We start from the raw sequence: 26,906 nt of genomic DNA on the forward strand, positions 1-26,906 counted from the left end.
TTATATTTTAAAGGACAAAGATACTTTTTTATACTTTTATAGATTATAAAAATATTTATAAGTTTAATACCAAAAACATATACATGCAAATTCATTATTTATCAGAAGACAATAGTATCCTAAATCATTTTTTAGGACAAATACGAAATGTACATGTTCACAATGACAGCATGCGTTTCCGAAGAAATATTGAACGTATTGGCGAAATAATGGCGTACGAATTAAGTAAAAAACTACAGTACAAAAGTGTCGAGATCCAAACGCCTTTGGGTCTTAAAAAAACAACTGAGATCAAAGATAAATTGGTTTTATGTTCCATTTTACGCGCTGGATTGCCCTTGCATTTGGGATTTTTAAATTATTTTGACAATGCCAAAAATGGTTTCGTTTCTGCCTTTAGACACCATCCAAACCAGGACGATTACTTTGATATTTTAGTGCAATACCAAGCTATTGCTGATATAAATGAAAAAAATCTAGTATTAGTTGATCCAATGTTAGCCACCGGTCAATCTATTGTTGCGGTTTTCAATAAATTGATGGAAAGAGGGACGCCAAAAGAAATTCACATTGCCGTTGTTATTGCCGCGCCGGAAGGCATTGCTTACCTTGAAAAGCATGTGCCCGAAAACTGTCATCTTTGGGTTGCTACATTAGATGAAAAATTAAATGAGCGCAGTTATATTGTTCCAGGATTGGGAGATGCAGGAGATTTAGCGTACGGTGAAAAATTATAACTGGGAGAAAAAAGCAAACAAACTACAAGCGATAAGCACAAATAGAACCATTTCCCGCTTCAACCTAAGCTGGGGTATTTCGATATGGCTCGCTGCCATTATTGCCAAAGGTGCAAATGTAAACAGTAACAAATCATTGCTTTTATCAGAAGAAATCACATATATAAGAATCCCAATAAAAAAAGAAGCAATAATTTTTTTAAAGGAAGTGTGCAACAATTGTGGCCTGCTGGATAAAGTCGCAAACATAGATACCACAAAAAACAATGCGATTGTGGCATAGATTGACAAAGCAGCATTTTGAAAATTGTTAGTGAAATAATTAATTTCAAAATTAATTTCTACACTTTTAACAATGTATTCAATGACGTTTAAATTGAAAATTGTGGCATAAAGTAAGAACATAATTCCCGCCACAAAAAAAGCAATGAAGGGTAATATCCAATTTCTATAATCTCTGGAAACATGGAAAATTATAGATATAAAAACTAGAACTATAAAGATTATACTCCAAAAATGAAATAATGCAGCCAGAAAAATCCACAATGAAGCATCAAATATTTTTTCTTTAGAAGCTTTTAGAGATTGCAATGAAATCAATCGGCGTAGCGCTAACAGAATAAAGAAATTAGACAATATCAAGCTTAAATTATCTAATACGGAAGGAAAGAAAAGCAGTAATAAAATGTAAAAAAAAAACGTGAACGTACTGTCTTTACTCAATCCGTTTTTTTTGGCAACAAAATCCGTAATAAAAACAGAAGCCAATAAAACGCAGAACAACATTGCCTTTTTTAAAATTAATAAAAAGGAATTCATCCAGGATAAATCTTGAAATTGGTATATAGAAAAGAAAACCAGCATTAAGATTACGACCAATGAAAAATTTAATGGTGTAGATTTTCTAAAAACACTTGTTATCATAAGGATATTTTATACTTTTGTGTTCGTAAATATAATACTTGTTTAAAAAGTAAACCCTGCAAGTTCAAAAAGATTCTTTTAAATAAGCGTTTTTAACACCCTGAGTTTCTTAAAAAACAATTAATAAAATTAATTTTATACATTATGAAAGCATTTTTCGAAGGAATTGAATACTTATTTGTAAATATTTTATTTGCTCCTCTAGACTTTTTACGCTCACTAGAGCTATCATCTTGGTTTGCTGCTAACACAATTAACTGGATTTTCATGATTATTTGTGCTTCGGCAATGGTATATTGGATCAGACAATTAAAGATTTTTGAAGACGCTGGAACAGAGAAGCAAGATACTACCGCTCACTCTTTCTTTAAATAAGAATTAAAAAAAAAGTGACCGATAATTGGAAACTATTTTAGGTCGTTTCCAATATCTTTTCTATAATACATCTTATCAAAATTTAGTTTCGCTATGTTTTGGTAAGATTTTTTTATGGCCTCTTCAAAATCATTTCCATAAGAAGTTACGGTTAGAACTCTACCTCCATTTGAGACTACATTTCCGTTATCCAGTTTAGTTCCTGCATGAAAAACAATGGAATCTTCAATGGTTTCTAATCCTGAAATTACTTTTCCTTTTTCAAAATCTTCCGGATATCCGCCAGAAACAACCATAATTGTAGTGGCACTTCTTTCGTCAATTTCCAAATCGATTTCGTCTAGTTTTCCATTGGCTACAGCCAAAAATAATTCCACTAAATCAGTTTTTAGTCTCGGGATAACCACTTCGGTTTCCGGATCGCCCATTCTCACATTGTATTCAATTACGATTGGCTCGTTGTTGACATTAATTAACCCAATGAAAACAAACCCTTTGTATGGAATTCCGTCTTTTTGAAAACCATCAATAGTTGGTTTTACAATGCGTGTTTCTATTTTTTCCATCAAAACCGCATCAACATAAGGAACTGGCGAAACAGCTCCCATTCCGCCTGTATTTAATCCGGTGTCACCTTCACCAATGCGTTTATAATCTTTGGCTGTTGGCAGAATTTTATAATTTTTTCCATCGGTAAGAACGAAACAACTTAATTCAATTCCGTCAAGGAATTCTTCGATAACGACTTTAGAACTGGCTGCACCAAATTTTTGATGCACCAGCATGTTTCGTAATTCTTCTTTGGCTTCTGCCAAATCCTGGATAATTAAAACCCCTTTTCCGGCGGCTAATCCATCCGCTTTCAAAACATACGGCGGTTGCAATGTTTCTAGGAATTCACATCCTTTTTCCACCGTTTCTGCAGTAAAACTATCATACGCGGCAGTTGGAATTTTATGTTTAATTAGAAATTCTTTTGCAAATTCTTTGCTTCCCTCCAGTTGCGCCCCAATTTTTGATGGGCCGATAACTGGAATATGACTTAATAAGAAATCGTTTAAAAAGAAATCGTAAATTCCTTTTACCAAAGGATCTTCTGGTCCCACCACAACCATTGCTACTTGTTCCTGAATAACAAACGATTTAATAGCTTCAAAATCAGTTGGATTAATGTCAACATTAGTAGCTATCGAAGCTGTTCCAGCGTTTCCTGGCGCTACAAAAAGTGTGTCACAAAGCGGACTTTGAAGCATTTTCCATGCAAAAGCATGTTCTCTTCCGCCAGAACCCAGTAGTAAAATTGTCATGTTTAGTTGTGTTTAGTTGTCGTGCAAAAATAGTTCGTTTTATGCTGAAATAATAATTTTTTTTACTTACTTTTAACGTTAGTAACGTATAAGATATGATAATTTCATTTGGATCTAAAGAAACCGAAAAAATATGGAATGGAATTGTTGTGAAGAAACCTTCAATAGAAATACAGCAAATTGGCAGGAGAAAATTAAGAATGTTGAACAATTCCCAGGATTTGACCGATTTAAGAATCCCTCCATCTAACCGATTAGAAAAATTAAATGGCACTTTAAAAGACTATTATAGTATTCGAATTAATAATCAATGGCGCATTATTTTTATTTGGAAAGACGAGAATGCAACTGAGGTAGAAATTATAGATTATCATTAAAACAGTAAAAATGGAAAAATTAAAAAATATACATCCAGGTGAAATTTTATTAGAAGAATTCCTTATCCCATTGGAAATAACAGCCTACCGATTATCGAAGGATTTGAAAATTCCACAAACCAGAATTTCTGAAATTACTAAAGGAAACCGACGCATTACGGCTGATACCGCTTTGCGGTTGAGTCTATATTTTGGTAATTCCGCAAAGTTTTGGTTAGGTCTTCAAAATGATTTTGATATTGAAGAAGAAAAAGAAAATAAAGCCGAAGAATTGCAATCCATCAAACGTTTTGACATTTCAAAAGTAGCGTGATGTTTCCACTATTCGACTTATCCTTGCAACTAAATGGTTTCCCAATGAAGGAAGCCAAAGCCGAATTACGGAAAATTGTAGCCTTTTCTGAAAAAGAACACGAGACTTTCGTTGAACATAAAAAATTGGAAATTGTTCATTTTCATTTGCAAAACAATACTTTTTACAAAGATTTAACCGGTGTAACAACTTTTACCCGCTGGGAAGATTTACCCGTTTTAAATAAGAAAAATTTACAGAAACCTTTATTGGATCGACTTTCGAACGGCTATTCTCCTAAAAACAGTTACGTAAATAAAACGTCCGGTTCCAGTGGAACTCCTTTTATTTTTGCCAAAGATAAATATTGTCATGCGTTGACTTGGGCTTCAAACATGTATCGTTTTGGTTGGTACGACATCGATTTTAATGCGTCCTTTCAAGCGCGTTTTTATGGAATTCCAATGGATTTTATTGGATACAAAAAAGAACGCTTTAAAGATTTTTTAAGCCATCGGTTTCGGTTTCCCATTTTTGATTTATCGGATACAGTTTTAGAAGGATTTTTGACTCATTTTCGAACCAAAAAATTCGATTACATCAACGGTTACACAAGTTCGATTGTTTTGTTTGCCAAATTTTTACAAAAGAAAAATATTGTATTAATAGCCATTTGTCCCTCTTTAAAAGTGTGTATGGTAACTTCTGAAATGCTTTTTGAAGAAGACAAACTCCTATTGGAAAAACAATTTGGCATTCCTATTGTCAATGAATATGGCGCTTCAGAACTGGATTTGATTGCCTTCCAGAACCCAAATGACGAATGGCAAATAAATTCCGAAACGTTGTTTGTGGAAATTTTAGACGACAATAATAAAGCAGTTCCTAACGGTACTTCAGGACGTATCGTCATTACTTCCTTATTCAATAAAGCGCATCCGTTTATCCGATACGACATAGGCGATATTGGAATTTTGGACGAAAAAAGCACGTTACAAAAACCAATTCTCAAAAAATTAATTGGAAGAACTAGTGATGTTGCTATTTTGCCAAGCGGAAAAAAGTCGCCTGGTCTTACTTTCTATTATGTGACAAAAAGTATTATTGAAGACGACGGAAACGTAAAAGAATTTGTTATAAAACAAACCAAAATAGATAGTTTTGAAATTGAATATGTGAGCGAAACCGAATTAAATTTGGCACAAATTAAAAAAATTGAACAAGCGATAGCTTTATACCTTGAACCAAATTTGAAATTTAGCTTTACCCGAAAAAAAGTATTAGAAAGAAGCAATCGTGGGAAATTAAAACAATTTAAATCGATTCTTTAATATTCTTGGAATAGTGTGGCTTTAGCAGTAACTGCGTAAATAAAAATCCAACCATGCAAAGTATAGAAACAACCAAATTCAACCGATGAAACATTCTATAAACGGCAAAATTGTGTTTTAACAGCTCATATTTGGATGCAGATATTGAATTCTCTCTGATTCTGTAATAAGCCAAACTTTCAGGAATAGGTTGTGCTGTTTTTATTTTTTTTAGAATGGTGAGCCATAACATCCAATCCTGTCGTTTACGAATAGACGAAATGGGTATTTTACCAAAGTAATTCACCTCATAGATTCCCGTTAGATTGCCCACGTAATTGCATAAAAATAACTGCCGGAAAGAAAGGTTTAATGGCGCTTCAATTCTTTTGTTGAGCGATTGCCCTGCTTCGTTAATACATTCGTAAAAGGAGAATGTAAAAGGAAGATTATGCACTTTTAAGAATTCCATTTGTAATTCTAACTTCAGAGGTTTCCACAAATCGTCTGCGTCAAGAAAGGCAATATATTTTCCAGTGGTTTTTGCCAAAGCGGTGTTTCTGGCAATTCCAGTTCCGGAGTTTGTATCGAGTTGAAAAAGTTTTATTCTGTTATCGTGAATGGACGCTTCTTTTATTATTGAAACCGTTTGATCAGTAGAGCAATCGTCTACAATAATCATTTCCCAGTTTTTATAGGTTTGATTTTGAACAGATTGAATCGTTTCCAAAATGAATTTTTCGGAGTTAAATGAAGGCGTAATTATGGATATGAGTGATTTTTCCATTTTAATATGCTTTTTCTTCTCCTTTAAAAATGTTGATAACCGTTTGGAAAATTATTTTTAAATCCAAAATTAAAGACCAATTTTCAATGTAAAAAACATCAAATTTTATTCTGTTAATCATATCAGCTTCTGTTTCAATTTCGCCACGAAAACCACTCACCTGCGCTAATCCCGTAATCCCTGGTTTAACATAATGGCGCACCATATATTTTTTAACTTTATTTCCATAAACTTTGTTTTGAGCCCAAAGATGCGGACGCGGACCTACAACTGACATTTCACCCAGTAAAACATTTAGAAATTGAGGCATTTCATCTAAACTTGTTTTGCGCATAAACTTCCCTATTTTAGTAACACGCGGATCGTTTTTTGAGGCTTCTATTTCTGTTGTTTTATTGATTTTCATAGATCGCAATTTATAGCAGAAAAATTCATGTTCATCAATTCCAGGCCTTCCTTGTTTGAAAAAGACAGGACCTCTGGATTCTAGTTTTATCAAAATCGCTAATAAAGGGATTAGCCAAGATAACAGAACTACAATAATTATCATGGAGAAAACAATGTCAAAAACCCTCTTAAATACCATTGTCGCGGGTTCATGCAACATGGTTTTCTTTAATGATAAAACGGGAAAAAATTCGTAATAATCAATTTTTAAATTTTTCGAAAAAATCTCTTTGCCATCTGGTATAAATTTTATCGTGATATTGTTTTCATCTGAAAAATCAATTAAATCTTGCAAATGCTCATTGGAAATTTCGTTTAATGAGCAATAAATTTCGTCGACACAATTTTCAATTACGAAAGGCTTTAATTCTGCCAAATTCCCTTTAATATTTTGATTTGATTTCTTATCTGAAAAGTAGCCTAAAAAACGATACCCATAATCATTTCTCGTTTCAAAAAGATTTTTTAATTCTATTGCCTCAGGAGTATAACCGATTATGACCGCGTTTCGATAATTACTTCCTGTTATTATTCTATATTCTTTTAAATAATAAAACAATAAAAATTTTGAAATCGTAATTAGTACTATAGCGGAAGCTATAAACAGCGCAACCACTATCCCATTAAACACAACTTGTTTTGAAAACGGAAAAAAAGCAATAGTTATTAAAAGAAATAAAACGCTCTGTTTGACTATTTTTGATATAATTTCAAGCGGAGTCGTGAAACGATATATCGCGTAGAATCTTATAAAAAAAGCAACTGTAACCCATCCAACTATTTGATAAATAAGAAAGTGCTCAATCTTAAAATTAAGGTCTTTAAAATAGAAAAACCCGAGAATCAAAATAACAATCAGATCTATTAAAATACTAATGGGTCTAATGTACTTTGAATACCTTCCTGTTTGAGATGCAGTCATAATTAACGAATGTAACCTGTTTGGTTTTTTATCGGTTTTTAAAAAAATTTCTGTTACTTTATATAACTGGAAAAATCTTTATGTTCTTCTTTAGAAAGTTCCTCTTTGGATAACGATTTGAAATAATCATAAGTAATTTTCATTCCTTCAGCACGGCCTACTTTGGCTTCCCAGCCTAGCAATTCTTTCGCCTTGGTAATATCAGGCTGACGCTGTAAAGGATCATTTATAGGCAAAGGATGATACACCACTTTTTGAGTAGTCCCCGTCAGTTTTATAATTTCATCTGCAAAATCCTTGATGGTAATTTCATCCGGATTACCAATATTTACTGGGTAAACATAATCGGAATGCAATAATCTGAAAATGCCTTCGACTTGGTCGTCGACATAACAAAACGAACGCGTTTGCATTCCGTCCCCAAAAATGGTTAAGTCTTCCCCACGAATTGCCTGACCAATAAAAGCGGGTATTACGCGGCCGTCGTTAAGACGCATTCTAGGTCCATACGTATTAAAAATTCTAACGATTCGAGTTTCAACGCCATGAAAAGTGTGATACGCCATCGTTATGGATTCCTGAAACCGTTTTGCTTCATCATAAACGCCTCTTGGTCCAATCGTGTTTACATTCCCATAGTATTCTTCGGTTTGTGGATGAACCAATGGGTCTCCGTACACTTCAGACGTAGATGCAATGAGGATTCTAGCCTTTTTAACACGTGCCAATCCTAAAAGATTGTGCGTTCCAAGAGAACCCACTTTTAAGGTTTGTATCGGAATTTTCAAATAATCGATTGGGCTTGCAGGCGATGCAAAATGCAGAATATAATCTAGTTGACCCGGAACGTGAACAAATTTGGTGATATCATGATGATAAAATTCAAAATGCTCCAATTTGAACAAATGTTCTATATTTTTTAAATCTCCTGTAATGAGATTATCCATTCCAATAACAAAATAGCCTTCTTTAATAAAACGGTCACAAAGATGTGATCCTAAAAATCCAGCGGCTCCAGTGATAAGTATTCTTTTCATATCGATTTTATAGTTTCGGAAGTATTTAAGTAATATATTAAAAAGTAACTAAATTACTTCATTAATATAACGCTCCTTCACCTCATAAAGAGGTCGCTGTCAAAAATAAACTTATCGTTAGGATTGTGAAAGAAATATAGGTAAAATATTTCTTTCATAACCGTTTATGTTCATTTTATTGGTTATGCATTACAAATTATTCCATTTTTTCTAAAACAAACACATTGTTGAAATAAGCGGTTTTATCTATTGGCAATAATAGACTGAACAGAATTCCAAAAAAGTTAAAAAAAACGATAAAAGGAATTAGAAAAACCTGTCTTACATTTTTATTATTAGGGAGAATATTCTTTATGTAATTTAAATTAAACTGAAAAATAACTTCTACGTAATTTCCTGTTTTAAAACTATCAATCACCTTAAACCCATTTTTTTGATACAAATATTTTAAAGCTGGTGTTGTATATCTTGCAAAATCATACGGCATTTCATGCTCTTCCCACATAAAAGGCGTCGTTATTAACGCTGTACCATTTTTCTTTAATACTCTATTAAACTCCTTTAATAATTCATCAATATTAAAAACATGTTCTAAAACCTCAGTACACAAAATAGAATCAAATCGTTCATTTTCAAATGGGATTTCTTTCCCATCATAATACGTATCTACTTCATTACAATTTTGTTCTCGTCCTACAATCATATAATCTACGCCAATATATTCCTTCACATTTACAAACAATTTCTTGTAAGGCTTAGTTCCACAACCAAAATCCAGTAAAGATCCAGTAAGTTTATCAGCATTATTTTTTATGGCGTTTCGAATTGATTTTCGAATCAGAAAATTATAATTAATGAAAAACCCAATGATCCCGGGATGAAATTTTTCTTTCTTAATCTTTTGTTTAATGAACTCTGTAGGCATTTATTTTTTTTTCAATTTTAATTCAGTAGCTGCTATCTCAAATATATAGATTCCAGTTCCGAAATGTTTTTTTTGATATTATAGTTTTCAGAATACGAATCAAAAGCATTTTTTGATAGGGTATCTAATAATTCTTCATCTTTCAATAAGTTCAAAATTTTACTTTTAAAACCCTTTATATCATCATTATCAACAACAAATCCATTATAATTATCAGTTATTAGATCTTTATTCCCATCGCAGTTGGAAACTACGCAAGCTTTAGATAATGCTATGCTTTCAATAATAGAATAGGGCATTCCTTCATATCTGGAAGTTGAAAGATAGAATTTAGAGTGATTAATTATATTAAAAACATCGGTTCTTTCTGTCCAATTTAAAAGCGTTACGTCAGTACTCATGTCCAATTCCTTCATCAAATTTTTAACGGATTCTAGCTGACCTGATACCGGACCAACACCCATGACGATTAAATGAATTTTCACTTCTTTTTTCACTTCGTGCAACACTTGTATCATTTGTTCAATATTTTTTTGATACGAGGGTCGACCAACTGTACAAATGTACTGTTCAGGCCACGTTTTAGGAATGGATAAGGGTTGTATTTTAGTGATTGGTTCAATACAATTGTTGAAAACTAGCACATTTTCTGGTTTATAACCAACGGTTTCTATGGCACGTTTTTTCTCGGACTCAGATGTGGCAAGAAGTATACTATTTCCATTGGAAAGAAGCTTTTCAATAGTCAAAAAAAAACTTCTTTTCAGACGGTTTTGCGTACTTAAATAGGAAAAAGCATGTGGCGTATAAAGTACTTTTATACCCAATATTTTTCCCGCAATCCGGCCTATTATGCCCCCTTTAGCGCTGTGAGCATGAATTAGATTTGGTTTTTCTTTTCTTAGAATTTTATACGTTTGAAATAACGATTTAGTATCATTTACTATTGAAATATCTCTAAAAATAGAAACGTTATATTCTTTTACTTTGTTCCCGTTTTTATCAAAAAAAGGTTTATTCGTATCTTTAGTTCCATGAATAACAATGTTTTCAAATGAAGTAGTATTCATGTTCTCTAAAACGAGTCGCAGATACACATCCACTCCACCGATCGCATGTAATAAATGAACTATCTTTTTTTTTGTCATTTTGTATGATGTAAAAGAATAATAATCATTCGTTATTCCTCCCGCACTTCGTATTAAAAGTAAATGTATCACAAATTTAATGATTCCAAAGTATTACTTTATATTATCGTATCAATACCTATTTTAAAAATATTTCTACTATAAATAACTACTATTACGTTTCTTTACATAAAAAAATACCGATTTTTACAAAAATTTAGATTTCTATACTTTAAAATAAATACAAATGAAAAAACAGTTTATGATTGCGACTCTTGTTGCCTTATTTTCATTGTCTTGTGGAAACAAGAAAGAGGAAATGACACAGCAAGATGCCATTGAAGAGGTTGCGCCTAAGGAATCTAACGAAGTAAAAGTTGAGCTAACTGACTTTGATCGATACGAAGGAAAAATAGTTCACGCTTCAACTGGGCAATGGTACCTAATTAAGGAAGGCGCCCGCTGGAGAACGAACTCTGTGGCTGCGACCGATGATTATATCAAATCGCTTCCTGCCGGTAAAGATTATGTTGTAAAAAATGTACCAATCGAAACACTGCAACAATTTTCAGAAGTTGGAGAAATTTACCCTCATTTAGAATTTAGAAAAGATGAAATTAAAACCGCTAACTAAGCGGTTTGTTTGTCATTCCAAAGAATATTATGCCGCAATCTGCTTGTTTTTTTGCTGAAGCCAATAACTGGCGAATATAGAAATCCATAGCCCGCTGAAAACAATTCCGTCAAAACGAAGGAGGAAATCATCGGTAAGGTTTGAAGTGAAAAACAAGAAAAAGAATGAAATTACAACTGCATTTTTTGTCTTAACTCCTACGTAAGCAATAAATCCAATATAAAATAAGGCTGCAATTGGTCCCAATATTCCAAATTTCAATAAATAATCTAAAAATTGATTGTGTGTTGGGAACTCATATTTTGCCAGAAATACTTGATTCGTTTCTTTAAAATACTTGACTAATTCGATCTTTCCATCCGAAGCTCCCACTCCAAAAGGAAGGTTTTTTAAGGACAATTCCCAAGCTGATTTCCAAATTGATACTCGGGTTACAAAGGAACTGTAAACGGCGATTTCCGGATGATCTATCGCGTCTAATTTTCCGACTTTATCCATATTCGCAAAAATCTGAGTCGAATACTTTTCTTTCATAAAAGGATTCTTTTGGATAAATAAAAATAAAACGGAACCTATTAAAAGCAGTATAATAATTGCTCTTTTGAAGATAATTGTAGGACTATATCTTTTGGAAATTTGGAAACAACCCACTGTTATAAATCCAACTAAAGTGGCTACTAATGCCATTCTGGTATTCACGTACAAGACAAAAAAGAAAGAGCTGATAAAAAACAATAAATCTCCTATTTTACGCCATTTATTATAATTTGTTTTTGAAGTTTTAAGCAAAAAATAAAGATTAGAAAATGCTACAAAAGCCAAGTGCATATTGAGAGCAGGCGCATGAATACCAATACTTTCAGAAAACACATAACCCATTTCCCAAAGATGAATTCCATTGAGATATTTAAAAAAATGCTCGGGATACAACACTATAAAACGAACAAAAAAGAATGCCATAATAAGTGTTGTACCAATGCAATAGGCTTTCAAAATTTTAAAAAATAGAATTCGCTGATAATTTCCAATTATAAATATTGGAAGGAAAAGTAATGATAGACTTTTTTCGAGTGATTTTAAACCGAGAGCATACGAATCATTCGTTCCAAAAAACAGCATTTCCATCAAAAACGGTGCTGCTATTACCAACACAATTGGTAGTTGGCTTTTTGATATCTTGATTTTTTTTACAAACAACAAATTGAAAACTACAAAAACTATCAAAAAAACAGTACACAGCTTTCTGAAAATCAACGTGATAGAAATTAAAAATAATAATAAATTAAATACTTTGTTGAATGTCTTTTCTGAAATTTTCATAGTACAATGCAAAATATATTAAAGGAAAAAGGCCTATTTTATGTCGAATGGAAGTGCCTAAATCCGGTTCAAATATACCTTGAACGATAAAATAAGCAAACAAAATTAATAAAGTCCACAACTCAAATTGATATTGTTTTCTGTTTTTTAAACATCTCGAAAACCTGACAATTAAAATATAAAAAATCAATAACTGCCAGATTACAAAAGCAAGTACCTGCGGGGACAAAACATGCTTGACTGCCTCAACTATAGGCACATTTACCGCCATAAAACCATAAACAATACCAAATGCTTCACCGTACCAAGTGTCTTGTGATATTGGCGATACAATTGCCGTATTTATATTGTTTTTATTACTGTTACTAATGACATAATTTTCCCTTGTTAGTTTAGAAATATACTCTCCCCTGATAACGCCATGACTCAGTGATAGAAAAATGGCAATTAATAAACCATAAAAAATAGTTGAAAAGGTTTTATTCTCAAATTTAATATACGATACTGCATACATCGCTATTGCGAATATTGGAAGCAATAAATAATAGGGCCTGAAAAACGAAAAACAAGCAATTAAAAGTAGTGACAAAATGATTTTAAATCTTGGTTTTTTATCAGATTGAAAGATAAAAGGAATGGTACAAAACATTAAAAAAGTTATAAATTCCTTTGTTGGCATAGACATGTATATTCCCGTGAGAAGAAAAGCAACATACACCAAACCATTTTTTACATTTAACTTATGGAAGTTTGACGGCACACCAATTTTATATAAAATGTAGGTAACTATAGGAAATTGAATAAGGGCAATGACAAAAAAAGGAAGATTTCGCAGTCCCGTAAGTTTGTAAAACATGATGGCAAATGGATAACTGCCAAACCAGCCGATTTCGTGGTGTTTGTCAAATACTATTATTACCGTATCATTAAAATATCTTGCAGGCAAAATAAAAGGTGTCAATAAAGCTATAATTAAAACACCAAAAAACAACCCTATAAATACCGCTTTGTTTCTTTTAATTTTTGTTTTCATATAAATGATCCTTCAATTTTAATCACAATTTCGTTTTTTTATATAATAAATTTACCTTCAAATATAAATTCATAAATTGTGGTAACACTGAAAACGGTAAAATTTTATAAAATCTATTTACTTTATTTACTGTGAGGTTTCTTCCTGAAGAGATCAAATTTTTCCAAATAGCAAGATCCTTAATAAGAACTTTTTTATTAGTTGGGGAAAGTTTATCAAGATGCATTAATACAACTACATAATAAAAAGACCAATAGTTTTTTATTGCCAATTGCAGTATGTCTTTATTATTTTTAATTTCAATTAATCCTTTTTTTACTGACATAAAAATATCTAAAACTACCTTTTCGTTAATATTAAATACTATCGAACCTGGCCTTAATTGCCTATACATATAAAATGATTTAGGATAAATACAATAGGTATGCAGGTGATTCATCAATTTAGCACACCATTCCATATCTTCACCAATTTTATCTAAAGTGAAAAACAAGCCATAGTCAATTAGTATTGATTTTTTAATTACTTTATTCCACGCACTTGCGGCATATAAATGATGATAAACCAAATCTAAAGCATCCTCTTCAAAATTTCCCGTAATTTGCTTTAATTTGTTTTGATTGTATTTACATTCTATTCTATTTATAGAAAAATATCTACTTTCTTCATGAATAATAATATCAACATTCGTTTTGTTGATTAAGTTATTAATCTCCTGTAATGCATTTTGTCCCACCCAAAAATCATCGCTGTCAACAAATATTATATATTCGCCCTTCGATTCTAACAGCCCTTGATTTCGAGAAGCGGATAAACCTTCGTTTTTTTTATTAATCAATACAACTCTTTCATCATTCTCATTGTACTTTGAACAAATAGCTAATGAGCTATCCGTCGAGCCGTCATTAATTAAAATTAATTCAAAATTGGAAAATGATTGCTCTAAAATACTATCTATACATTGATTCAAATACTCTTCAACATTGTAAACGGGTACAATTACGCTAAAAAGAAAGTCTCCATTTACCTTTTCCATTTAATGCAAAATAATTAATAGTTTATCTTTTTTATAAATAATTATTGCGGTAACCATATTCCAAAAAAGTAAACTAGACACAAAAGCAATTGCCGCTCCGGTAAGAGAATATTTTGGGATTAATATAAAATTAAGAATAAAATTAAGAAATACTGCCAAAATTAATACCATTTGAAAAATACGCTGTCTTCCCGTCATGTTCAAATAAATAGTGGTTATTCCAAATAGGGAAGCTATTAAGTGACCTGCCATTAATATTAAAAGCGCTTGTTTGGCTTGTAAATAATTAGGTCCGAAAAAATATAAAATACTTTCAGAACAAAAACAAACCACCGCAACAAGAGGCAGTGTAAGTACAAAAATTAGTCTGGAACTTTGTTTCATTGTATTTAAAAGAGCAGCCATATTATTATCTGTAAATTGTTGCGCAATTTTTAAAGAAACTGAAATATACACTGAATTATTAATCATAAACAAAATAGAAACGATCTTCATTGCAATGGCATAATAGGCAACCGTTTCATCGCCTTTAAATTTTTTCAAAAACACGATGTCAAAAGTCATCATCAAAAAAATAGCCAAACTGCTTACGGCCATGGGATACGATTTGTGAGCAATAAAGGAGTACGAAAATGAAGACGTATCATTTGAAAGTATTGAGTCCGCATTTTGTTTTTTGAAAAGTCGAAAAACAATACTTGTGGATACAATCGCCAGAGCAACAAATCCTATCAAAAAAGTATCTACCAAATAACTTTCCTGATGGTAATAATACAAAACAATAGCTCCTAAAATTACGGACACATACTTGAATGTATTTCTAAATAATTCAGCAATATAAATTTTGTCTAATGCTCGAATTGTTTCCGTATTGAACAACGTTATCGAATAAAAAAACAAAGCAATAATTGCCTTGGTCATCAAAACATAAGTGCTTTTATCGTTAAAAAATAAATTAATATTGTTTTGACCAATGTTACTAAAAACAACCAATACCAATAAACAAAGTATAAAAATAAGCAGTACAATCTTTTTATAAATCGCCTTTAATTTTTTGATTTCCTTTTTACTTTTTAGAATGCCTGTGAAATATAATATGGATTGATCCGTACCGAGAACACAGATGCTGCTTAAAACTAATAAAAGCACTCTTATAAAGTCGAATTGACCAATGATTTTTGGGTCGTAATTATGCGTTAAAAACAATGAAAACCCGAAAAGGGTACTTACACCTATAATTCGTAAGAACATTGTTTTTAAACTCTGTAAAACAACTGGATTTTTTTTTATTTTAATGCAACCCATATTGATTTGTTTTCAAAATTTCAGAAATTTGTATTTGTCGAATTAATTAAACCTCGGTGTAGTTTTTTTTAAAACGAAAGTAAGAAACAATTAAATCCTTTTTGATTTTTGCAATTGATTTTTATAAAATCCTGAAAATAAATAAATCAAAATAAATAAAAGCAAAAATAAAACAGGCAAAATCATTTTTAACTTTCCATTCACTGAGTTTGTATTTTCAATATTTAATGTTGCACTATTGTCTTTTATAATTTTATCTAATCCAACTAATTCTACTCTATGAGTTCCTTGTTCAATAATTAAAGTTTCTTTTGTTTTAATAACATCGTTAAGCTGCGTGTTTTCATTGTAATACACAAGCTTATCACTTTTTTGAGAACCATTTACCCTATCAGAAAATCCATTCAGAACACCATTTATTTGTGAAATGATGGTGTCATTTTGAATCATTTTTATTTGAATATTATTTACCGCTTCTTTTTGTACTTTTTTATAATACTCGGTATTGTTTAAATAATTTAATATAGGTTGAACCGTTTCTGTAGTGTCTGTTTGTTTTTTAGTTTTGAACCTTATCGTATGTAAAGTGTAATTCTTACTCGTTAAATTATCTTCGAGAATATTTTTTATATCGCCACCCTCTGCCATTAACTTGATTAATTCAAAGTTTTCTGTCTTATTTTCAATGAATTTATAAACATCTGAAATGGGCTTAATCTCAATTTTAATTATTTCTTTTGGCTTTTTTATTCCTAAAACGTTTTTTAGAAAGAAGGTGTCGCCTTCTTGTATTTTAGATTCAATTAAGTCAATTTTTGAATATAAATAATCAGCACTTCCAAAATTTGGACTAACTATAATTTGATGATCATAGGTTTTTTTTGTCGCATCTAAATAATATCCCAATCCCACTCCAAGCACCAGTAAAACCACAATTACAATCGCATTTTTCACGAAAAACTGAATACACCTGAACAAAAAGGTGTTAATCCGTTCAAATAATTTTATTATTTTTTTAGAAATTTGTGTTAAATCAATTTCCTGATCTTCTTGGTTATCGGGTTGGTTTTTGTTCATCCTATGTTTTTATTTTACGTTGAAGATTTGTTCCAATATTTTAATGGTAATCAAGTACGTAGGTTTTACACCAGTGGTCCCAAGTCCGCCTGAAGCTAATGTACTTCCTGTTTCCAGAGGGTTATCTGATGCATAATACGCATATCTCACTTTCACATCATGAGGTACACTCTTCCTGATTTTTGAGGCCGATTGAATGGCTTTTTGATAGTAAGAACCTTCCATTTCCAATCCAATAACTCCCCAAGTCGATTCATGGAAAAACTTCAATAATTCTCTGTTTTGCAACGAAGTTCCCAGTACAGTAACCATTGGGCCGGCAAAAACTGCAATGTCATTCCCTTCAAACATTTCAGCAGTCAATTCATTTTTAAAAAAATAATTATCCGCCGTTCCTTCATTAATATGCGCATTTGGAATCATAATATCGCCTTTTCCTCCTTCCAAAATTCCAGCTTTTCCCATGATAGAAACTGATTCTACATTAAGCAAAGTGGCTTTTTTATACGGTTTCAATAACTCATCAATGGTTTCGTACGCTTGCTCCCCAAAAGCATAGTCCATAACAATCAGCACTGGTTTTTTATCTCCGGTATTTGCCTTTGGAAATGATGTTTTGGACCAATTAATTTTAGCAGTGTCAAAAATCTGCACGTCTATATTTGTTCCTGAAGTGTCCGGTAATGATATCATCCCGTGTTTTAAAGCAACTACCGAAACTTGATTCCGAACTTCATTAGCGCCAGACTTGCTCAATTCCTCATAAATAAAGAAATCCGATTTGTCTTTAAACTTCGTTTTTAAAACCTCAGTGGCAAAAATAGAGTTCATCACGCTGTGCATATTGGCACTAATTACGTGAATGGGACGATCCAAAAGTTGATTGTCTTTCAAAACCTCCTTGATGTTAGTAGCCCAAATTTCCCCGTGAATGTGATGCCCCAATCGTTCTCTTAGAATAGGACTAAAGGTTATTGTTCTCTTATTATCGTCAACAATTTCTTCAATTGCCAGTTTCCCCAACCAAAAAATAACGTGCAAAAATCGATCTGGCGCCGCGGCTGAACCAAATGCGTCATAAATATCCAACACTTCCTCAAAGGGTCTTCCTAGAATATTCGCAGCATGTGAAATGGCTTTTTCTTTTTCTACAAGGGTCAATTTTTTCTTTTGAGATACTGCTTGTTCCAGTTTGAACCAATCGCGGGATACTTCACCAGCGTCATCGAGTAAAACTCTATTTCTAATTTTATGGGATTCAATAAAAATAAACGTCAAATGCGTTAGAATATCATAAATATCCGAGCGTCCGCGAGTGATTTCCACGTTCATTTGTTCCTCATCGATACGGTAACAATTGCGTCGTCTTTTTGGCGGAACAATCGCCTGAAAATGAGATTTTGAATACCCTTCTTCCGAAGTTAAATTGATGAATCTACATTCTTCTATTCCTACCGGAAGACGCTCTATAACATACAAAAGTCCATTTAATTCAACTTTTTCATCTGCAATATTTCCATATATTTCTGGGCTTAATGCCAATAATGCTTCTCTCAATGTATCTCCAGAAACACCCATTGGCTTATAAAATCCTCGATTGAAAAGATGACGCATAGTGATGTACAATTTTTCAATTGCTGCCGATGATTCTTGTGCTCTGGAGCGTGATATATTTTTTGTTTCTTTCATTCTTTAATTATTTTCTAACCCGTAAATGTAGTTTTTTTATATTTTAATTTGTTAAAGTAAGATTAATTGCAGGTTCTATTACTTTATTTTTATAATCATTTTCGCTAATTGATTTTTTTCTTTGAATCCATTTTCCTCCTCTATATTCAAACGTATTTTCTAAATCTACTGTATTGCAAATAATATTAGGAGCATATGCTACTTGCTCCTTTATTTTTTTTGAATTGCTTTCTTTATATTTGAATTTAAACTTATTGCTTTCAATAATCATTGATTCAAAAGCTATAAAAATTCCGTTTTTGGGAATAAGCAAGTTATGATTAGTTAAATCAATTTTATTTTCTCTTTTACCTTTTTTAACTTTTACAATAATATCTTTGTTTAATAAATCCAAACCTGGGCTACCTTCTTTATTTACTCCAAAAATTCTTAATTTGAAAGTGGCATTCTTTATTTCATTTTTTGTAAAAATAACAGCGTTTTTAATAAATGGCGTTCTTGAGAAATCATTATTATAATTAAATCGTTTGGCAAAAATCCATGGTTCTCTACCTGATAAATGTGAAGAACTTATGTTTTTAGAGTTTCCAATCTCTATTTCTATAGTGCCTCTACTTTTAGAAATAACCACTTCATCCAACTGAAAAGTTATTCTTTTTAAAACCACTTTTTCTGCGCCCGCAACTGTAACTTTCTTGGTTTCAAAACCCAAAGCGGAGAAAATCAAAACCTTATTTTGATCTGCTACCGTAATAGAAAATGAACCATTTTCCTCAGATGTCGATCCGATATATTCATTTTCAACCCAAATATTAACATATGGAATGGGTTTCTTACTTTCATCAAGCACAATCCCTTTAATTTGTGAATAAATGCAAGTACTCACTAACAATAACAACATCGTGAATTTTCTCATTTTCTAATTTACAAATTTTCTAATTGATCCACAATATTTCTGTCATTGGAAAGCCTGGGGATTTTATTCTGTCCGCCCAGTTTGCCTATCGATTTCATATAATCTTGGAATCCATTTTTAGCTACTTTGGTAACCACCACTTTACGCAACACTTTCCCCACAATCAAATCATCATAATACATGTTTTGTTTTCGCATCGCATTGTCTAACGCTTCCGCAAAAATTACACTGTCCTCCGGTTCGTTTTCAAATTCAATGAACCATTCGTGATACGGTAATCCTTCTACTGGCGTGATTTGTGGCGCCACCGTGAATTCATTGATGCGGATATCCGTTCCAAGAATTGCTTCCTGCAAGGCACTTTCCACTTCTTTACCAATCACATGTTCTCCAAAAGCCGAAATATAATGTTTGATTCTTCCAGATACTATGATTCTGTATGGTTTTAAACTGGTAAATTGAACGGTATCGCCAATATTATAGCCCCAAAGCCCCGCATTGGTAGAAATAATCAAAACGTAATTCAAGCCCAATTCCACTTCGCCGATGGTGTATCGTTTTGGGTTTTCAGAATGAAATTCGTCGTTTTTTATAAATTCATAAAAAATTCCGGAGTTCAAAAGCAGTAACATTCCTTTTTCCTTTTGTGAATCCTGGTACGCAAAAAATCCTTCCGAAGCCGGAAACAACTCAATACTGTCTACTTTTCGCCCTATCAAATTTTCAAATTTAGCGCGGTACGGTTCATAATTTACACCACCGTAAATAAATAAATTGAAGTTTTTGAAGAGTTCCCCAACAGGCTTCCCTCCTTTTTGATGTAATTTCTCAAAATACATTTGTACCCAGGAAGGAATTCCAGAAATCACAGCCATGTTCTCGTTGATTGTTTCCTCGACAATGGCATTCACTTTGGTTTCCCAGTCTTCGATACAATTAGTTTCCCAAGAAGGCATTCTGTTTTTTTGAAGGTATTTTGGAACAAAATGCGCCACAATTCCAGACAATCTTCCTAATTTAATTCCATTTTTTTCCTCTAACATTGGACTTCCCTGCAAAAAAATCATTTTGCCATCAACAAAATCAGCCTTTCCAGTTTCGTGAATGTAATGTAGAATTGCATTTCGAGCAGCCTCGATATGAAAAGGCATGGATTCTTTCGTCAGCGGAATATATTTGGCTCCGGAAGTAGTTCCGGAAGTCTTAGCAAAATAAAGTGGTTTTCCTTTCCAAAGGATGTTTTCAGCACCGTTCACCACTTGATCAATATAAGGTTTCAACGCTTCATAATCCCGAACAGGAACTTGTTTTGCAAAATCCTTTGCTGTTTTTATTTGGTCAAAATGATGATTAATCCCAAATTGCGTTTTCTTCGCTTCTTTGATTAATTTTTGTAAAACCTTCTGTTGCGTTTCAATAGGATTAGTAGCCCAAAGCTGTGTTTTCTGGTATATTTTTTTTGCAAATAATTTTGCAACACTTGATTTTATTGACATTTTTATCTTGATATTTTACTTTTTTGAGTTTCGACTCCCTCCCCTTCGGGGAGGGTTGGGGTGGGGATTTTCCTCTTTCACTACTTGTTCTCTCAATTCCAATTCCTGTTTTGATGCCGATAAATCAGCTGGATTAGACACTTCATCCGCAGCCGATAGTATTGAATCTTTATTGAATTTTGCATAGTCTAACTCTCCTGTCAACACTTTTTGAATTGATTGGATATAAGCTTCGTTTTTATTTAAAGCTCTTGACAAAGAGTCTGATTTTAAAGCCAGTTCCATTGCATCCATTTTTAATTTTGACGAAGAGTAACCGGGTATGAATTCTCGTAAAGGAGTAAAAGCGATAATAAAAGTAGTGACAAATGTAATAAGTATTGCTCCTAGAGTTGCCACCACAAAAACATTCATTAAGGTAAGTTTCAGTGAAAAAGTTTCTTCTAATGTGTCTTCGTTTAGGATTATTAAACGTAATTTATTGAATAATTTTTCTTTGATTTTGCGCCGTTTTAGCCTTTTTTTAGACATACTTTTTTATTATTGAACAAATATAACAATTATTGTCATTGATTGTATTTGCTTGTCTTAGTCAACTATTCCCCTCTTAAATATATTTTTAATAAATTTTTAACGCTTTTCAAACCAAATTAATGCAACAAAAAGAGTTTCCGTTCACTAATTCTATATACCTTTGCTTTAAGGTTTATTAGAAATTTGCTTCGGCAATAAATTATTCAATCATGGGAAGATTTGGTGTTACAGAAATCCTTGTTATATTAGCGATTGTTTTATTACTTTTTGGAGGTAAAAAAATCCCAGAATTAATGAAAGGTTTAGGAAGCGGATTAAAAGAATTTAAAAACGCATCCAAAGACGGTCAGCCAGCTGATAAAAAAGAAGAAGAAGAAATTAAATAAAAAAAATGCTTTTCGATTGAAAAGCATTTTTTTTTGTTTTAAATAATCATACTCAACTGAATACGTTTTCTATCTTCGTCCACTTCAGTGACTTTGACTTGAACATGCTGGTGTAATTTCACCACTTCATTCACATCGCTCACAAAACCTGCTTTAAGTTGTGAGATGTGAACTAAACCACTTTCCTTCACACCAATATCAACAAAACAACCAAAATTGGTAATGTTATTTACAATTCCAGGCAGTACCATTCCAGTTTTTACATTTTTGATCGTTTTTACATTGGGGTCAAATTCAAATACTTTGACTGATTTTCTGGGATCTAATCCAGGCTTTTCGAGTTCTTTTATAATATCTTTCAATCCCAAGAGACCTATTTCTGGTGTAGTGTAATTTTCTGGTTTTATTAAAGCCGTTTTTTCTTTATTTGCAATTAAATCATGCACCGCCAATTTCAAATCTTTGGCCATTTTCTCCACAATTCCATACGATTCAGGATGCACCGCTGAATTATCTAACGGGTTTTTAGCATTTGAAATTCGGATAAAAGCAACGCCCTGCTGATATGCTTTTTCGCCCAAACGAGGTACTTTTTTGAGTTGTTTTCGATCTGTAAATGGACCATTTTCAGAGCGATATTGTACAATATTTTCGGCTAACTTCTCTCCTATTCCACTCACATAACTCAATAAATGTTTACTTGCCGTGTTGATATTTACGCCGACCGAGTTCACGCAACGAATCACCGTATTGTCTAATTCTTCTTTCAACTTATTTTGATCCACGTCATGCTGGTATTGGCCTACGCCAATGGCTTTCGGATCAATTTTAACTAACTCCGCCAATGGATCTGAAAGTCGTCGCCCTATTGAAACCGAGCCTCGAACCGTGACATCGTAATTAGGAAATTCTTCTCGGGCAATTTTTGAGGCGGAATAAACGGATGCGCCAGCTTCAGAAACGATAAAAACTTGAACCGGTTTATCGAAAGCTATTTTCTTAATAAAAAATTCCGTTTCGCGCGAAGCGGTTCCATTTCCTATAGAAATCGCATCAATTTTATAGGAATTCACCATCGAACGGATTTTTTTCATTGCCATTGCTTCCTCTTTTTGAGGCGCATGTGGATATATGGTTTCATTGTATAACAAATCGCCTTTTTCGTCCAAACAAACAATTTTACATCCGCTTCTAAATCCGGGATCAATCGCCAAAATTCGTTTTTCACCCAAAGGCGGAGCCAATAATAACTGACCCAGATTGTTCGCAAAAACCTGAATAGAATTGGCATCAGCCTTCGCTTTGGCTTCTTGCAAAGCTTCGTTGGAAATCGCCGGATTTAGCAATCGTTTGTAACTGTCTTGAATAGCTAGTTGTACGTGCGGCGTTGTTTTATTTTGACTTTTTAAAACTAAAGCAGCTATAATATCATACGCTTCATTACTATCAACTTCAATCTTGAATTTAATAAAACCTTCATTTTCAGCACGAAGCATGGCTAATAATCGGTGCGAAGGTGCTTTAGTCAATAGTTCCGACCATTCGAAATACTGATTGAATTTCTGCGCCGCTTCAGTATCCTTTTTTGTTTTCACTACTTTGGTGGTAATGGTGGCTTTGCGTTCGTACAATCTTCGGAGTTGCTTTCGAACATAAATATTTTCATTGATCCATTCAGCAATAATATCTCTGGCTCCTTGTAACGCCGCTTCTTCATTACTAGTATTTTCATTCAAATACTTTGTGGATATTAAGTCAACATCATCATTATTTTGCGCCATGATGATTTTTGCCAACGGTTCTAATCCGTTTTCACGGGCAACATCCGTTTTTGTTTTTTTCTTTTTTTTGAAAGGCAAATAAAAATCTTCCAATTCTTGCAAATCAAAACTTTGCTGGATTTTTTTGGCTAATTCTGGACTAAGTGCATTTTGTTCCTGAATCGATTTTAAAATTGCTTCTTTGCGTTTTACGATAATTCCATACTCTTTTTGAAATTTGGCAATTTGCTCTATAAAAACCTCGTCCAGATTTCCGGTTGTATCTTTTCGATACCGCGAAATGAACGGAATGGTACAATCTTCCTGTAGTAATTGAACTGTGTTTTGAATATTAATTGCTGCTGTAGCAACATATTTTGAGATATATTGTATGTTGGTCATTTTAAATATAGGATTACAAAGTCATGTTGCTAAAATAGTATCTTTGAGTCAAAAATCCTTATTTATGTCTTTTTTATTCTGGTATTTTACCCTTATTAACGTGGTTGCTTTTTCAATAACAGGACTAGATAAATGGCTCTCCGTACAACAAAAATGGCGCATTTCTGAACGTAATTTATTGCTCACAAGTGTAATTGGCGGAACAATTGGTGCTGGATTAGCGATGCTTTTTTTTCGTCACAAAACGTCAAAAATGTCTTTTCTATGGACGTTTTTTTTAATTGGTGTGCTGCAGGTTTTTATCATTTATTTCTATGTTATAAAATCTAAATAATTATTCTTACTTATAACTTCAAAAGTGGCTTCCGGATACGCTTTTGCGAAAGCGGCGGGAATTTTGACCTTTTTGGTTTCACTCCACTTAAACTCAAATCCCGCCAATTCTTCTCCTTTTTCTTCAAGCCAATCCAGTTCTTGCTGATCATAAGTACGCCAGAAATAATTATTGGTTTTTATTTTTAGGTAATTTTGCTTTTTAACGCGTTCTACTGCCAAGTAATTTTCCCATAAATCGCCCACATCTGTCCTGGAATCTAATCGATTAAAATTATTGATAATGCCGTTTCGTATGCCATTGTCATAAAAATACCAATGACTGGATTTCACAATTTCCTTGCGAAGATTGCGACTGAATCCTTCAACTTTAAAGATAATAAACACTTTAGAAAGTAAATCTAAATAAGTAGCAACTGTATTTTTAGACATTTGCAATTGATTTGCTAATTCCTGCAGTGAAACTTCTTTTCCTACTTGATAGGCTATCAAACGCAGTAAATCATATATTTTATCGGCGTGTTTTATTCCTTCAAATACTAAAATATCTTTCAGTAAATACGAATTGATGATTTCATACAAATACTCTTTCTTATTCTCCCAATCAGGATATTGAATCAGTTCCGGATAACTTCCAAAAAGTAATCTCTCCTCTAATTTTTCTGTAGTTTGTTTGTAATTTTCGTATTGGGAATATTCCATTTGTGCCAATGGAAAAAGAAATAAGGTGTTTTTTCGTCCCACTAATGGTTCGCCAAGAGTATTGTTTAAATCAAATATAGAAGAACCTGTCGCAATGATTTTGATTCCTTCAATAGAATCTACAATTAGTTTTAGAATAAGTCCAATATCAGGAATCGTTTGGGCTTCGTCGATAACCAATAAATCAATGTTGAGTAATAATCGCTTGTAATTCGCTACAGAACGTTCTTTAAGTAAATTAGCGTCATTGATATCTTCTCCATTCAATTGTAAATAAGTCCCGTCAGGAATAGTTTGAAGGTAGTTTTTTAGTAGTTCGGTTTTTCCAACACGACGAGCACCCAGTAAAATCAATACTTTGTTAGGAAGTACTTTTTTACCAAAATCTTGAAATAGTGCTCTTTTTAAATAATTTTCCATTCTATTTGATTTAGAAACCTAAACCAAATATAATCAAAAAATAGTAATTCAGTCAATGTGTTGACTGAATTTACATTAATTCAGTCAACGTATTGACTGAATTAATGTAAATTTAGTCAATATAAAAATTCTAACAAGAAATTTTATCCACTCTTGTTTGATGTCTTCCGCCTTCAAATTCAGTACTTAAGAACGCTTCAACCATTTCTACTGCTTGTGGAATTGAAGTGTAACGAGCGGGAATACTAATAATATTTGCATCATTGTGTTGGCGAGCCAAAACTGCGATTTCTTTTATCCAGCATAAAGCCGCACGCACTTTAGACTGTTTATTCACTGTCATGGAAATTCCGTTACCGCTGCCGCAAATAACGATTCCGAAATCAGCTTTTCCCTCACTAACATCTGTAGCAACGGGGTGACCAAAATCTGGGTAATCAACACTCTCTGATGAATCGGTTCCATAATTAGTTACCTCATGTCCTTTTGCTTTAAGCATTTCAACAATTGCCTTTTTATAATCCGGGCCTGCGTGATCGTTTCCTATGGAGATTTTCATAATATAGGTATAAGTTGTGTGGTACAAATTTAATTAAAGTAATCTAGTTTTACAGAATTTTAATTTCGTTCCTGAAATTGATTATTACAATTGAAATATAGTACTAAAAATTAATATGCTTGTCTTATAAAAAAGCAATTAAAAATTGGTGTAATTCGTGTTAAAAAAATATTTAAGTTATTTACATAGAGGCAAAAAAAGGAACGTTACTACTATATTTTATAATTATCATAACACCAATACATTAGCAGTTATTAACAATGCTGTCACATCTGTAACTAACTGTAAATGACCGCAAGATTTATATTTAAAATGTTAAAAATTTACATTGTTAATAGCGAAATGCAATGGCTTGATATTCAGTTAACTTTAAATTAACATATACTGTTCATAACTTTAGATAGAATATTAGAAGTTTTTTTGGGTTGTATCGAAAAAATAAGTAATCCAAAACCCACATTAGAAATCCAAATTTAGTTGGATGAATTTTTAGAATAGTTATTAATATTAAATTATAGTTTATCAACAAATTTTTAAAAACTACTTATTTACAAATTCAATTCATTTTAGATTATTAACCGTTGTTAACTAAAATTAGAAAATACTTCACAACGAGCACTTTACTATAAAAAAACTATGTTGATAAGTCCGTATAACATCTTTTAACTTGATTTCAATACATTTTAAAATAAATTTATTGCGACTATCAACACACTATAATAACAACCAAGAAAGAA

At 32.4% G+C, this 26,906-nt stretch carries 27 protein-coding genes; 8 read left to right on the forward strand and 19 right to left on the reverse strand.

Annotation, left to right across the window (positions count from 1 at the left end; genetic code table 11):
* Positions 1-83 precede the first annotated feature (83 nt).
* The gene (gene upp, locus ACNQGJ_RS01460; RefSeq protein WP_417970792.1) at positions 84-737 is read left to right on the forward strand and encodes a uracil phosphoribosyltransferase; all 654 of its coding nucleotides are present in this window, start codon (positions 84-86) and stop codon (positions 735-737) included.
* Here the strand turns inward: upp and ACNQGJ_RS01465 are convergent.
* On the reverse strand, positions 732-1,661 hold the full coding sequence (locus ACNQGJ_RS01465) for a DUF6427 family protein (protein WP_417970790.1): 930 nt from the start codon (positions 1,659-1,661) through the stop codon (positions 732-734). The genes upp and ACNQGJ_RS01465 overlap by 6 nt on opposite strands.
* Positions 1,662-1,805: 144 nt before the next feature.
* Here ACNQGJ_RS01465 and ACNQGJ_RS01470 point away from each other — a divergent pair, with 144 nt between their 5' ends.
* A complete protein-coding gene (locus tag ACNQGJ_RS01470; protein ID WP_417970788.1) occupies positions 1,806-2,036 on the forward strand; it encodes a DUF6341 family protein in 231 nt (76 codons plus the stop codon).
* Positions 2,037-2,068: 32 nt separating this feature from the next.
* Here the strand turns inward: ACNQGJ_RS01470 and purD are convergent, their stop codons facing one another.
* Positions 2,069-3,343, reverse strand: a complete 1,275-nt coding sequence (purD, locus tag ACNQGJ_RS01475; RefSeq protein ID WP_417970786.1) for a phosphoribosylamine--glycine ligase — start codon at positions 3,341-3,343, stop codon at positions 2,069-2,071.
* A 95-nt stretch (positions 3,344-3,438) separates the two neighbouring features.
* Here purD and ACNQGJ_RS01480 point away from each other — a divergent pair, with 95 nt between their 5' ends.
* Genes ACNQGJ_RS01480 through ACNQGJ_RS01490 form a run of 3 tightly spaced genes read left to right on the forward strand, consistent with a single transcriptional unit; the run spans position 3,439 to position 5,343 of the window.
* Positions 3,439-3,720, forward strand: a complete 282-nt coding sequence (locus ACNQGJ_RS01480; protein WP_417970784.1) for a type II toxin-antitoxin system RelE/ParE family toxin — start codon at positions 3,439-3,441, stop codon at positions 3,718-3,720.
* A 10-nt stretch (positions 3,721-3,730) separates the two neighbouring features.
* On the forward strand, positions 3,731-4,033 hold the full coding sequence (locus ACNQGJ_RS01485; protein WP_417970782.1) for a HigA family addiction module antitoxin: 303 nt from the start codon (positions 3,731-3,733) through the stop codon (positions 4,031-4,033).
* Positions 4,033-5,343 carry a phenylacetate--CoA ligase family protein gene (locus tag ACNQGJ_RS01490; RefSeq protein ID WP_417970780.1) on the forward strand — a complete coding sequence of 437 codons (1,311 nt, stop codon included), beginning with the start codon at positions 4,033-4,035 and terminating at the stop codon, positions 5,341-5,343. Before ACNQGJ_RS01485 ends, ACNQGJ_RS01490 begins: the two co-directional genes overlap by 1 nt.
* Here the strand turns inward: ACNQGJ_RS01490 and ACNQGJ_RS01495 are convergent.
* The 5 genes from ACNQGJ_RS01495 to ACNQGJ_RS01515 all read right to left on the reverse strand — a co-directional run bounded on the left by ACNQGJ_RS01495 (position 5,327) and on the right by ACNQGJ_RS01515 (position 10,588).
* Positions 5,327-6,109 carry a glycosyltransferase family 2 protein gene (locus ACNQGJ_RS01495; RefSeq protein WP_417970778.1) on the reverse strand — a complete coding sequence of 261 codons (783 nt, stop codon included), beginning with the start codon at positions 6,107-6,109 and terminating at the stop codon, positions 5,327-5,329. The genes ACNQGJ_RS01490 and ACNQGJ_RS01495 overlap by 17 nt on opposite strands.
* 1 nt (position 6,110) lies before the next feature.
* Positions 6,111-7,478 carry an undecaprenyl-phosphate glucose phosphotransferase gene (locus ACNQGJ_RS01500; RefSeq protein WP_417970776.1) on the reverse strand — a complete coding sequence of 456 codons (1,368 nt, stop codon included), beginning with the start codon at positions 7,476-7,478 and terminating at the stop codon, positions 6,111-6,113.
* Positions 7,479-7,531: 53 nt separating this feature from the next.
* Positions 7,532-8,515 carry a UDP-glucuronic acid decarboxylase family protein gene (locus tag ACNQGJ_RS01505; protein WP_417970774.1) on the reverse strand — a complete coding sequence of 328 codons (984 nt, stop codon included), beginning with the start codon at positions 8,513-8,515 and terminating at the stop codon, positions 7,532-7,534.
* Between the two features lie 196 nt (positions 8,516-8,711).
* The gene (locus ACNQGJ_RS01510) at positions 8,712-9,440 is read right to left on the reverse strand and encodes a class I SAM-dependent methyltransferase (protein ID WP_417970772.1); all 729 of its coding nucleotides are present in this window, start codon (positions 9,438-9,440) and stop codon (positions 8,712-8,714) included.
* Between the two features lie 32 nt (positions 9,441-9,472).
* Entirely contained in the window at positions 9,473-10,588 is a 1,116-nt protein-coding gene (locus tag ACNQGJ_RS01515) for a glycosyltransferase (RefSeq protein WP_417970770.1), read from the reverse strand.
* A 226-nt stretch (positions 10,589-10,814) separates the two neighbouring features.
* On the opposite strand from ACNQGJ_RS01515, the gene ACNQGJ_RS01520 reads away from it, so the two are divergent.
* Positions 10,815-11,201, forward strand: a complete 387-nt coding sequence (locus tag ACNQGJ_RS01520; RefSeq protein ID WP_417970768.1) for a hypothetical protein — start codon at positions 10,815-10,817, stop codon at positions 11,199-11,201.
* A 27-nt stretch (positions 11,202-11,228) separates the two neighbouring features.
* Here ACNQGJ_RS01520 and ACNQGJ_RS01525 read toward each other — a convergent pair whose 3' ends face one another.
* From ACNQGJ_RS01525 to ACNQGJ_RS01565, 9 genes are all read right to left on the reverse strand, one after another.
* Positions 11,229-12,353 carry an O-antigen ligase family protein gene (locus tag ACNQGJ_RS01525; protein WP_417980298.1) on the reverse strand — a complete coding sequence of 375 codons (1,125 nt, stop codon included), beginning with the start codon at positions 12,351-12,353 and terminating at the stop codon, positions 11,229-11,231.
* Between the two features lie 130 nt (positions 12,354-12,483).
* Positions 12,484-13,554, reverse strand: coding sequence for a hypothetical protein (locus tag ACNQGJ_RS01530; RefSeq protein ID WP_417970764.1), 1,071 nt, complete (start codon positions 13,552-13,554; stop codon positions 12,484-12,486).
* A 22-nt stretch (positions 13,555-13,576) separates the two neighbouring features.
* Positions 13,577-14,590 (reverse strand): glycosyltransferase family 2 protein, encoded by a 1,014-nt coding sequence (locus ACNQGJ_RS01535; protein ID WP_417970762.1) that lies wholly within the window; start codon positions 14,588-14,590, stop codon positions 13,577-13,579.
* On the reverse strand, positions 14,591-15,841 hold the full coding sequence (locus ACNQGJ_RS01540; RefSeq protein WP_417970760.1) for an MATE family efflux transporter: 1,251 nt from the start codon (positions 15,839-15,841) through the stop codon (positions 14,591-14,593).
* Positions 15,842-15,985: 144 nt separating this feature from the next.
* Complete coding sequence (locus ACNQGJ_RS01545) at positions 15,986-16,972, reverse strand: hypothetical protein (RefSeq protein WP_417970758.1); 987 nt, start codon at positions 16,970-16,972, stop codon at positions 15,986-15,988.
* A gap of 9 nt (positions 16,973-16,981) precedes the next feature.
* A complete protein-coding gene (locus ACNQGJ_RS01550) occupies positions 16,982-18,661 on the reverse strand; it encodes a DUF6909 family protein (RefSeq protein ID WP_417970757.1) in 1,680 nt (559 codons plus the stop codon).
* 43 nt (positions 18,662-18,704) lie between these two features.
* The gene (locus ACNQGJ_RS01555) at positions 18,705-19,577 is read right to left on the reverse strand and encodes a carboxypeptidase-like regulatory domain-containing protein (RefSeq protein WP_417980300.1); all 873 of its coding nucleotides are present in this window, start codon (positions 19,575-19,577) and stop codon (positions 18,705-18,707) included.
* Between the two features lie 8 nt (positions 19,578-19,585).
* Complete coding sequence (locus ACNQGJ_RS01560) at positions 19,586-21,073, reverse strand: GH3 auxin-responsive promoter family protein (RefSeq protein ID WP_417970753.1); 1,488 nt, start codon at positions 21,071-21,073, stop codon at positions 19,586-19,588.
* 15 nt (positions 21,074-21,088) lie between these two features.
* The gene (locus tag ACNQGJ_RS01565) at positions 21,089-21,604 is read right to left on the reverse strand and encodes a peptidase (protein WP_417970751.1); all 516 of its coding nucleotides are present in this window, start codon (positions 21,602-21,604) and stop codon (positions 21,089-21,091) included.
* Positions 21,605-21,816: 212 nt separating this feature from the next.
* Here ACNQGJ_RS01565 and tatA point away from each other — a divergent pair, with 212 nt between their 5' ends.
* Positions 21,817-21,993: a twin-arginine translocase TatA/TatE family subunit gene (gene tatA / locus ACNQGJ_RS01570; RefSeq protein WP_417970749.1), complete on the forward strand. Its 177-nt coding sequence runs from the start codon at positions 21,817-21,819 to the stop codon at positions 21,991-21,993.
* 38 nt (positions 21,994-22,031) lie between these two features.
* Here the strand turns inward: tatA and ACNQGJ_RS01575 are convergent, their stop codons facing one another.
* Complete coding sequence (locus ACNQGJ_RS01575) at positions 22,032-24,155, reverse strand: Tex family protein (RefSeq protein WP_417970747.1); 2,124 nt, start codon at positions 24,153-24,155, stop codon at positions 22,032-22,034.
* A gap of 64 nt (positions 24,156-24,219) precedes the next feature.
* Between ACNQGJ_RS01575 and ACNQGJ_RS01580 the strand changes: the two genes are divergently transcribed.
* The gene (locus ACNQGJ_RS01580) at positions 24,220-24,489 is read left to right on the forward strand and encodes a DUF1294 domain-containing protein (protein ID WP_417970745.1); all 270 of its coding nucleotides are present in this window, start codon (positions 24,220-24,222) and stop codon (positions 24,487-24,489) included.
* On the opposite strand, the gene ACNQGJ_RS01585 is transcribed toward ACNQGJ_RS01580, so the two are convergent.
* Together ACNQGJ_RS01585 and rpiB are read right to left on the reverse strand one after the other, a co-directional pair.
* Positions 24,468-25,610, reverse strand: a complete 1,143-nt coding sequence (locus ACNQGJ_RS01585; protein WP_417970743.1) for an ATP-binding protein — start codon at positions 25,608-25,610, stop codon at positions 24,468-24,470. The genes ACNQGJ_RS01580 and ACNQGJ_RS01585 overlap by 22 nt on opposite strands.
* A 130-nt stretch (positions 25,611-25,740) precedes the next feature.
* Entirely contained in the window at positions 25,741-26,169 is a 429-nt protein-coding gene (gene rpiB / locus ACNQGJ_RS01590) for a ribose 5-phosphate isomerase B (RefSeq protein WP_417970741.1), read from the reverse strand.
* Positions 26,170-26,906: the final 737 nt, after the last annotated feature.

Source organism: Flavobacterium cryophilum (genome assembly GCF_048286555.1).
Classification (GTDB): Bacteria; Bacteroidota; Bacteroidia; order Flavobacteriales; family Flavobacteriaceae; genus Flavobacterium.

Coding starts and splice junctions, on each gene's coding strand:
- upp (WP_417970792.1), top strand. CDS start 84: ATGCAAATTCATTATTTATCAGAAGACAATAGTATCCTAAATCATTTT.
- ACNQGJ_RS01465 (WP_417970790.1), bottom strand. CDS start 1,661: ATGATAACAAGTGTTTTTAGAAAATCTACACCATTAAATTTTTCATTG.
- ACNQGJ_RS01470 (WP_417970788.1), top strand. CDS start 1,806: ATGAAAGCATTTTTCGAAGGAATTGAATACTTATTTGTAAATATTTTA.
- purD (WP_417970786.1), bottom strand. CDS start 3,343: ATGACAATTTTACTACTGGGTTCTGGCGGAAGAGAACATGCTTTTGCA.
- ACNQGJ_RS01480 (WP_417970784.1), top strand. CDS start 3,439: ATGATAATTTCATTTGGATCTAAAGAAACCGAAAAAATATGGAATGGA.
- ACNQGJ_RS01485 (WP_417970782.1), top strand. CDS start 3,731: ATGGAAAAATTAAAAAATATACATCCAGGTGAAATTTTATTAGAAGAA.
- ACNQGJ_RS01490 (WP_417970780.1), top strand. CDS start 4,033: ATGTTTCCACTATTCGACTTATCCTTGCAACTAAATGGTTTCCCAATG.
- ACNQGJ_RS01495 (WP_417970778.1), bottom strand. CDS start 6,109: ATGGAAAAATCACTCATATCCATAATTACGCCTTCATTTAACTCCGAA.
- ACNQGJ_RS01500 (WP_417970776.1), bottom strand. CDS start 7,478: ATGACTGCATCTCAAACAGGAAGGTATTCAAAGTACATTAGACCCATT.
- ACNQGJ_RS01505 (WP_417970774.1), bottom strand. CDS start 8,515: ATGAAAAGAATACTTATCACTGGAGCCGCTGGATTTTTAGGATCACAT.
- ACNQGJ_RS01510 (WP_417970772.1), bottom strand. CDS start 9,440: ATGCCTACAGAGTTCATTAAACAAAAGATTAAGAAAGAAAAATTTCAT.
- ACNQGJ_RS01515 (WP_417970770.1), bottom strand. CDS start 10,588: ATGACAAAAAAAAAGATAGTTCATTTATTACATGCGATCGGTGGAGTG.
- ACNQGJ_RS01520 (WP_417970768.1), top strand. CDS start 10,815: ATGAAAAAACAGTTTATGATTGCGACTCTTGTTGCCTTATTTTCATTG.
- ACNQGJ_RS01530 (WP_417970764.1), bottom strand. CDS start 13,554: ATGAAAACAAAAATTAAAAGAAACAAAGCGGTATTTATAGGGTTGTTT.
- ACNQGJ_RS01535 (WP_417970762.1), bottom strand. CDS start 14,590: ATGGAAAAGGTAAATGGAGACTTTCTTTTTAGCGTAATTGTACCCGTT.
- ACNQGJ_RS01540 (WP_417970760.1), bottom strand. CDS start 15,841: ATGTTCTTACGAATTATAGGTGTAAGTACCCTTTTCGGGTTTTCATTG.
- ACNQGJ_RS01545 (WP_417970758.1), bottom strand. CDS start 16,972: ATGAACAAAAACCAACCCGATAACCAAGAAGATCAGGAAATTGATTTA.
- ACNQGJ_RS01550 (WP_417970757.1), bottom strand. CDS start 18,661: ATGAAAGAAACAAAAAATATATCACGCTCCAGAGCACAAGAATCATCG.
- ACNQGJ_RS01555 (WP_417980300.1), bottom strand. CDS start 19,577: ATGAGAAAATTCACGATGTTGTTATTGTTAGTGAGTACTTGCATTTAT.
- ACNQGJ_RS01560 (WP_417970753.1), bottom strand. CDS start 21,073: ATGTCAATAAAATCAAGTGTTGCAAAATTATTTGCAAAAAAAATATAC.
- ACNQGJ_RS01565 (WP_417970751.1), bottom strand. CDS start 21,604: ATGTCTAAAAAAAGGCTAAAACGGCGCAAAATCAAAGAAAAATTATTC.
- tatA (WP_417970749.1), top strand. CDS start 21,817: ATGGGAAGATTTGGTGTTACAGAAATCCTTGTTATATTAGCGATTGTT.
- ACNQGJ_RS01575 (WP_417970747.1), bottom strand. CDS start 24,155: ATGACCAACATACAATATATCTCAAAATATGTTGCTACAGCAGCAATT.
- ACNQGJ_RS01580 (WP_417970745.1), top strand. CDS start 24,220: ATGTCTTTTTTATTCTGGTATTTTACCCTTATTAACGTGGTTGCTTTT.
- ACNQGJ_RS01585 (WP_417970743.1), bottom strand. CDS start 25,610: ATGGAAAATTATTTAAAAAGAGCACTATTTCAAGATTTTGGTAAAAAA.
- rpiB (WP_417970741.1), bottom strand. CDS start 26,169: ATGAAAATCTCCATAGGAAACGATCACGCAGGCCCGGATTATAAAAAG.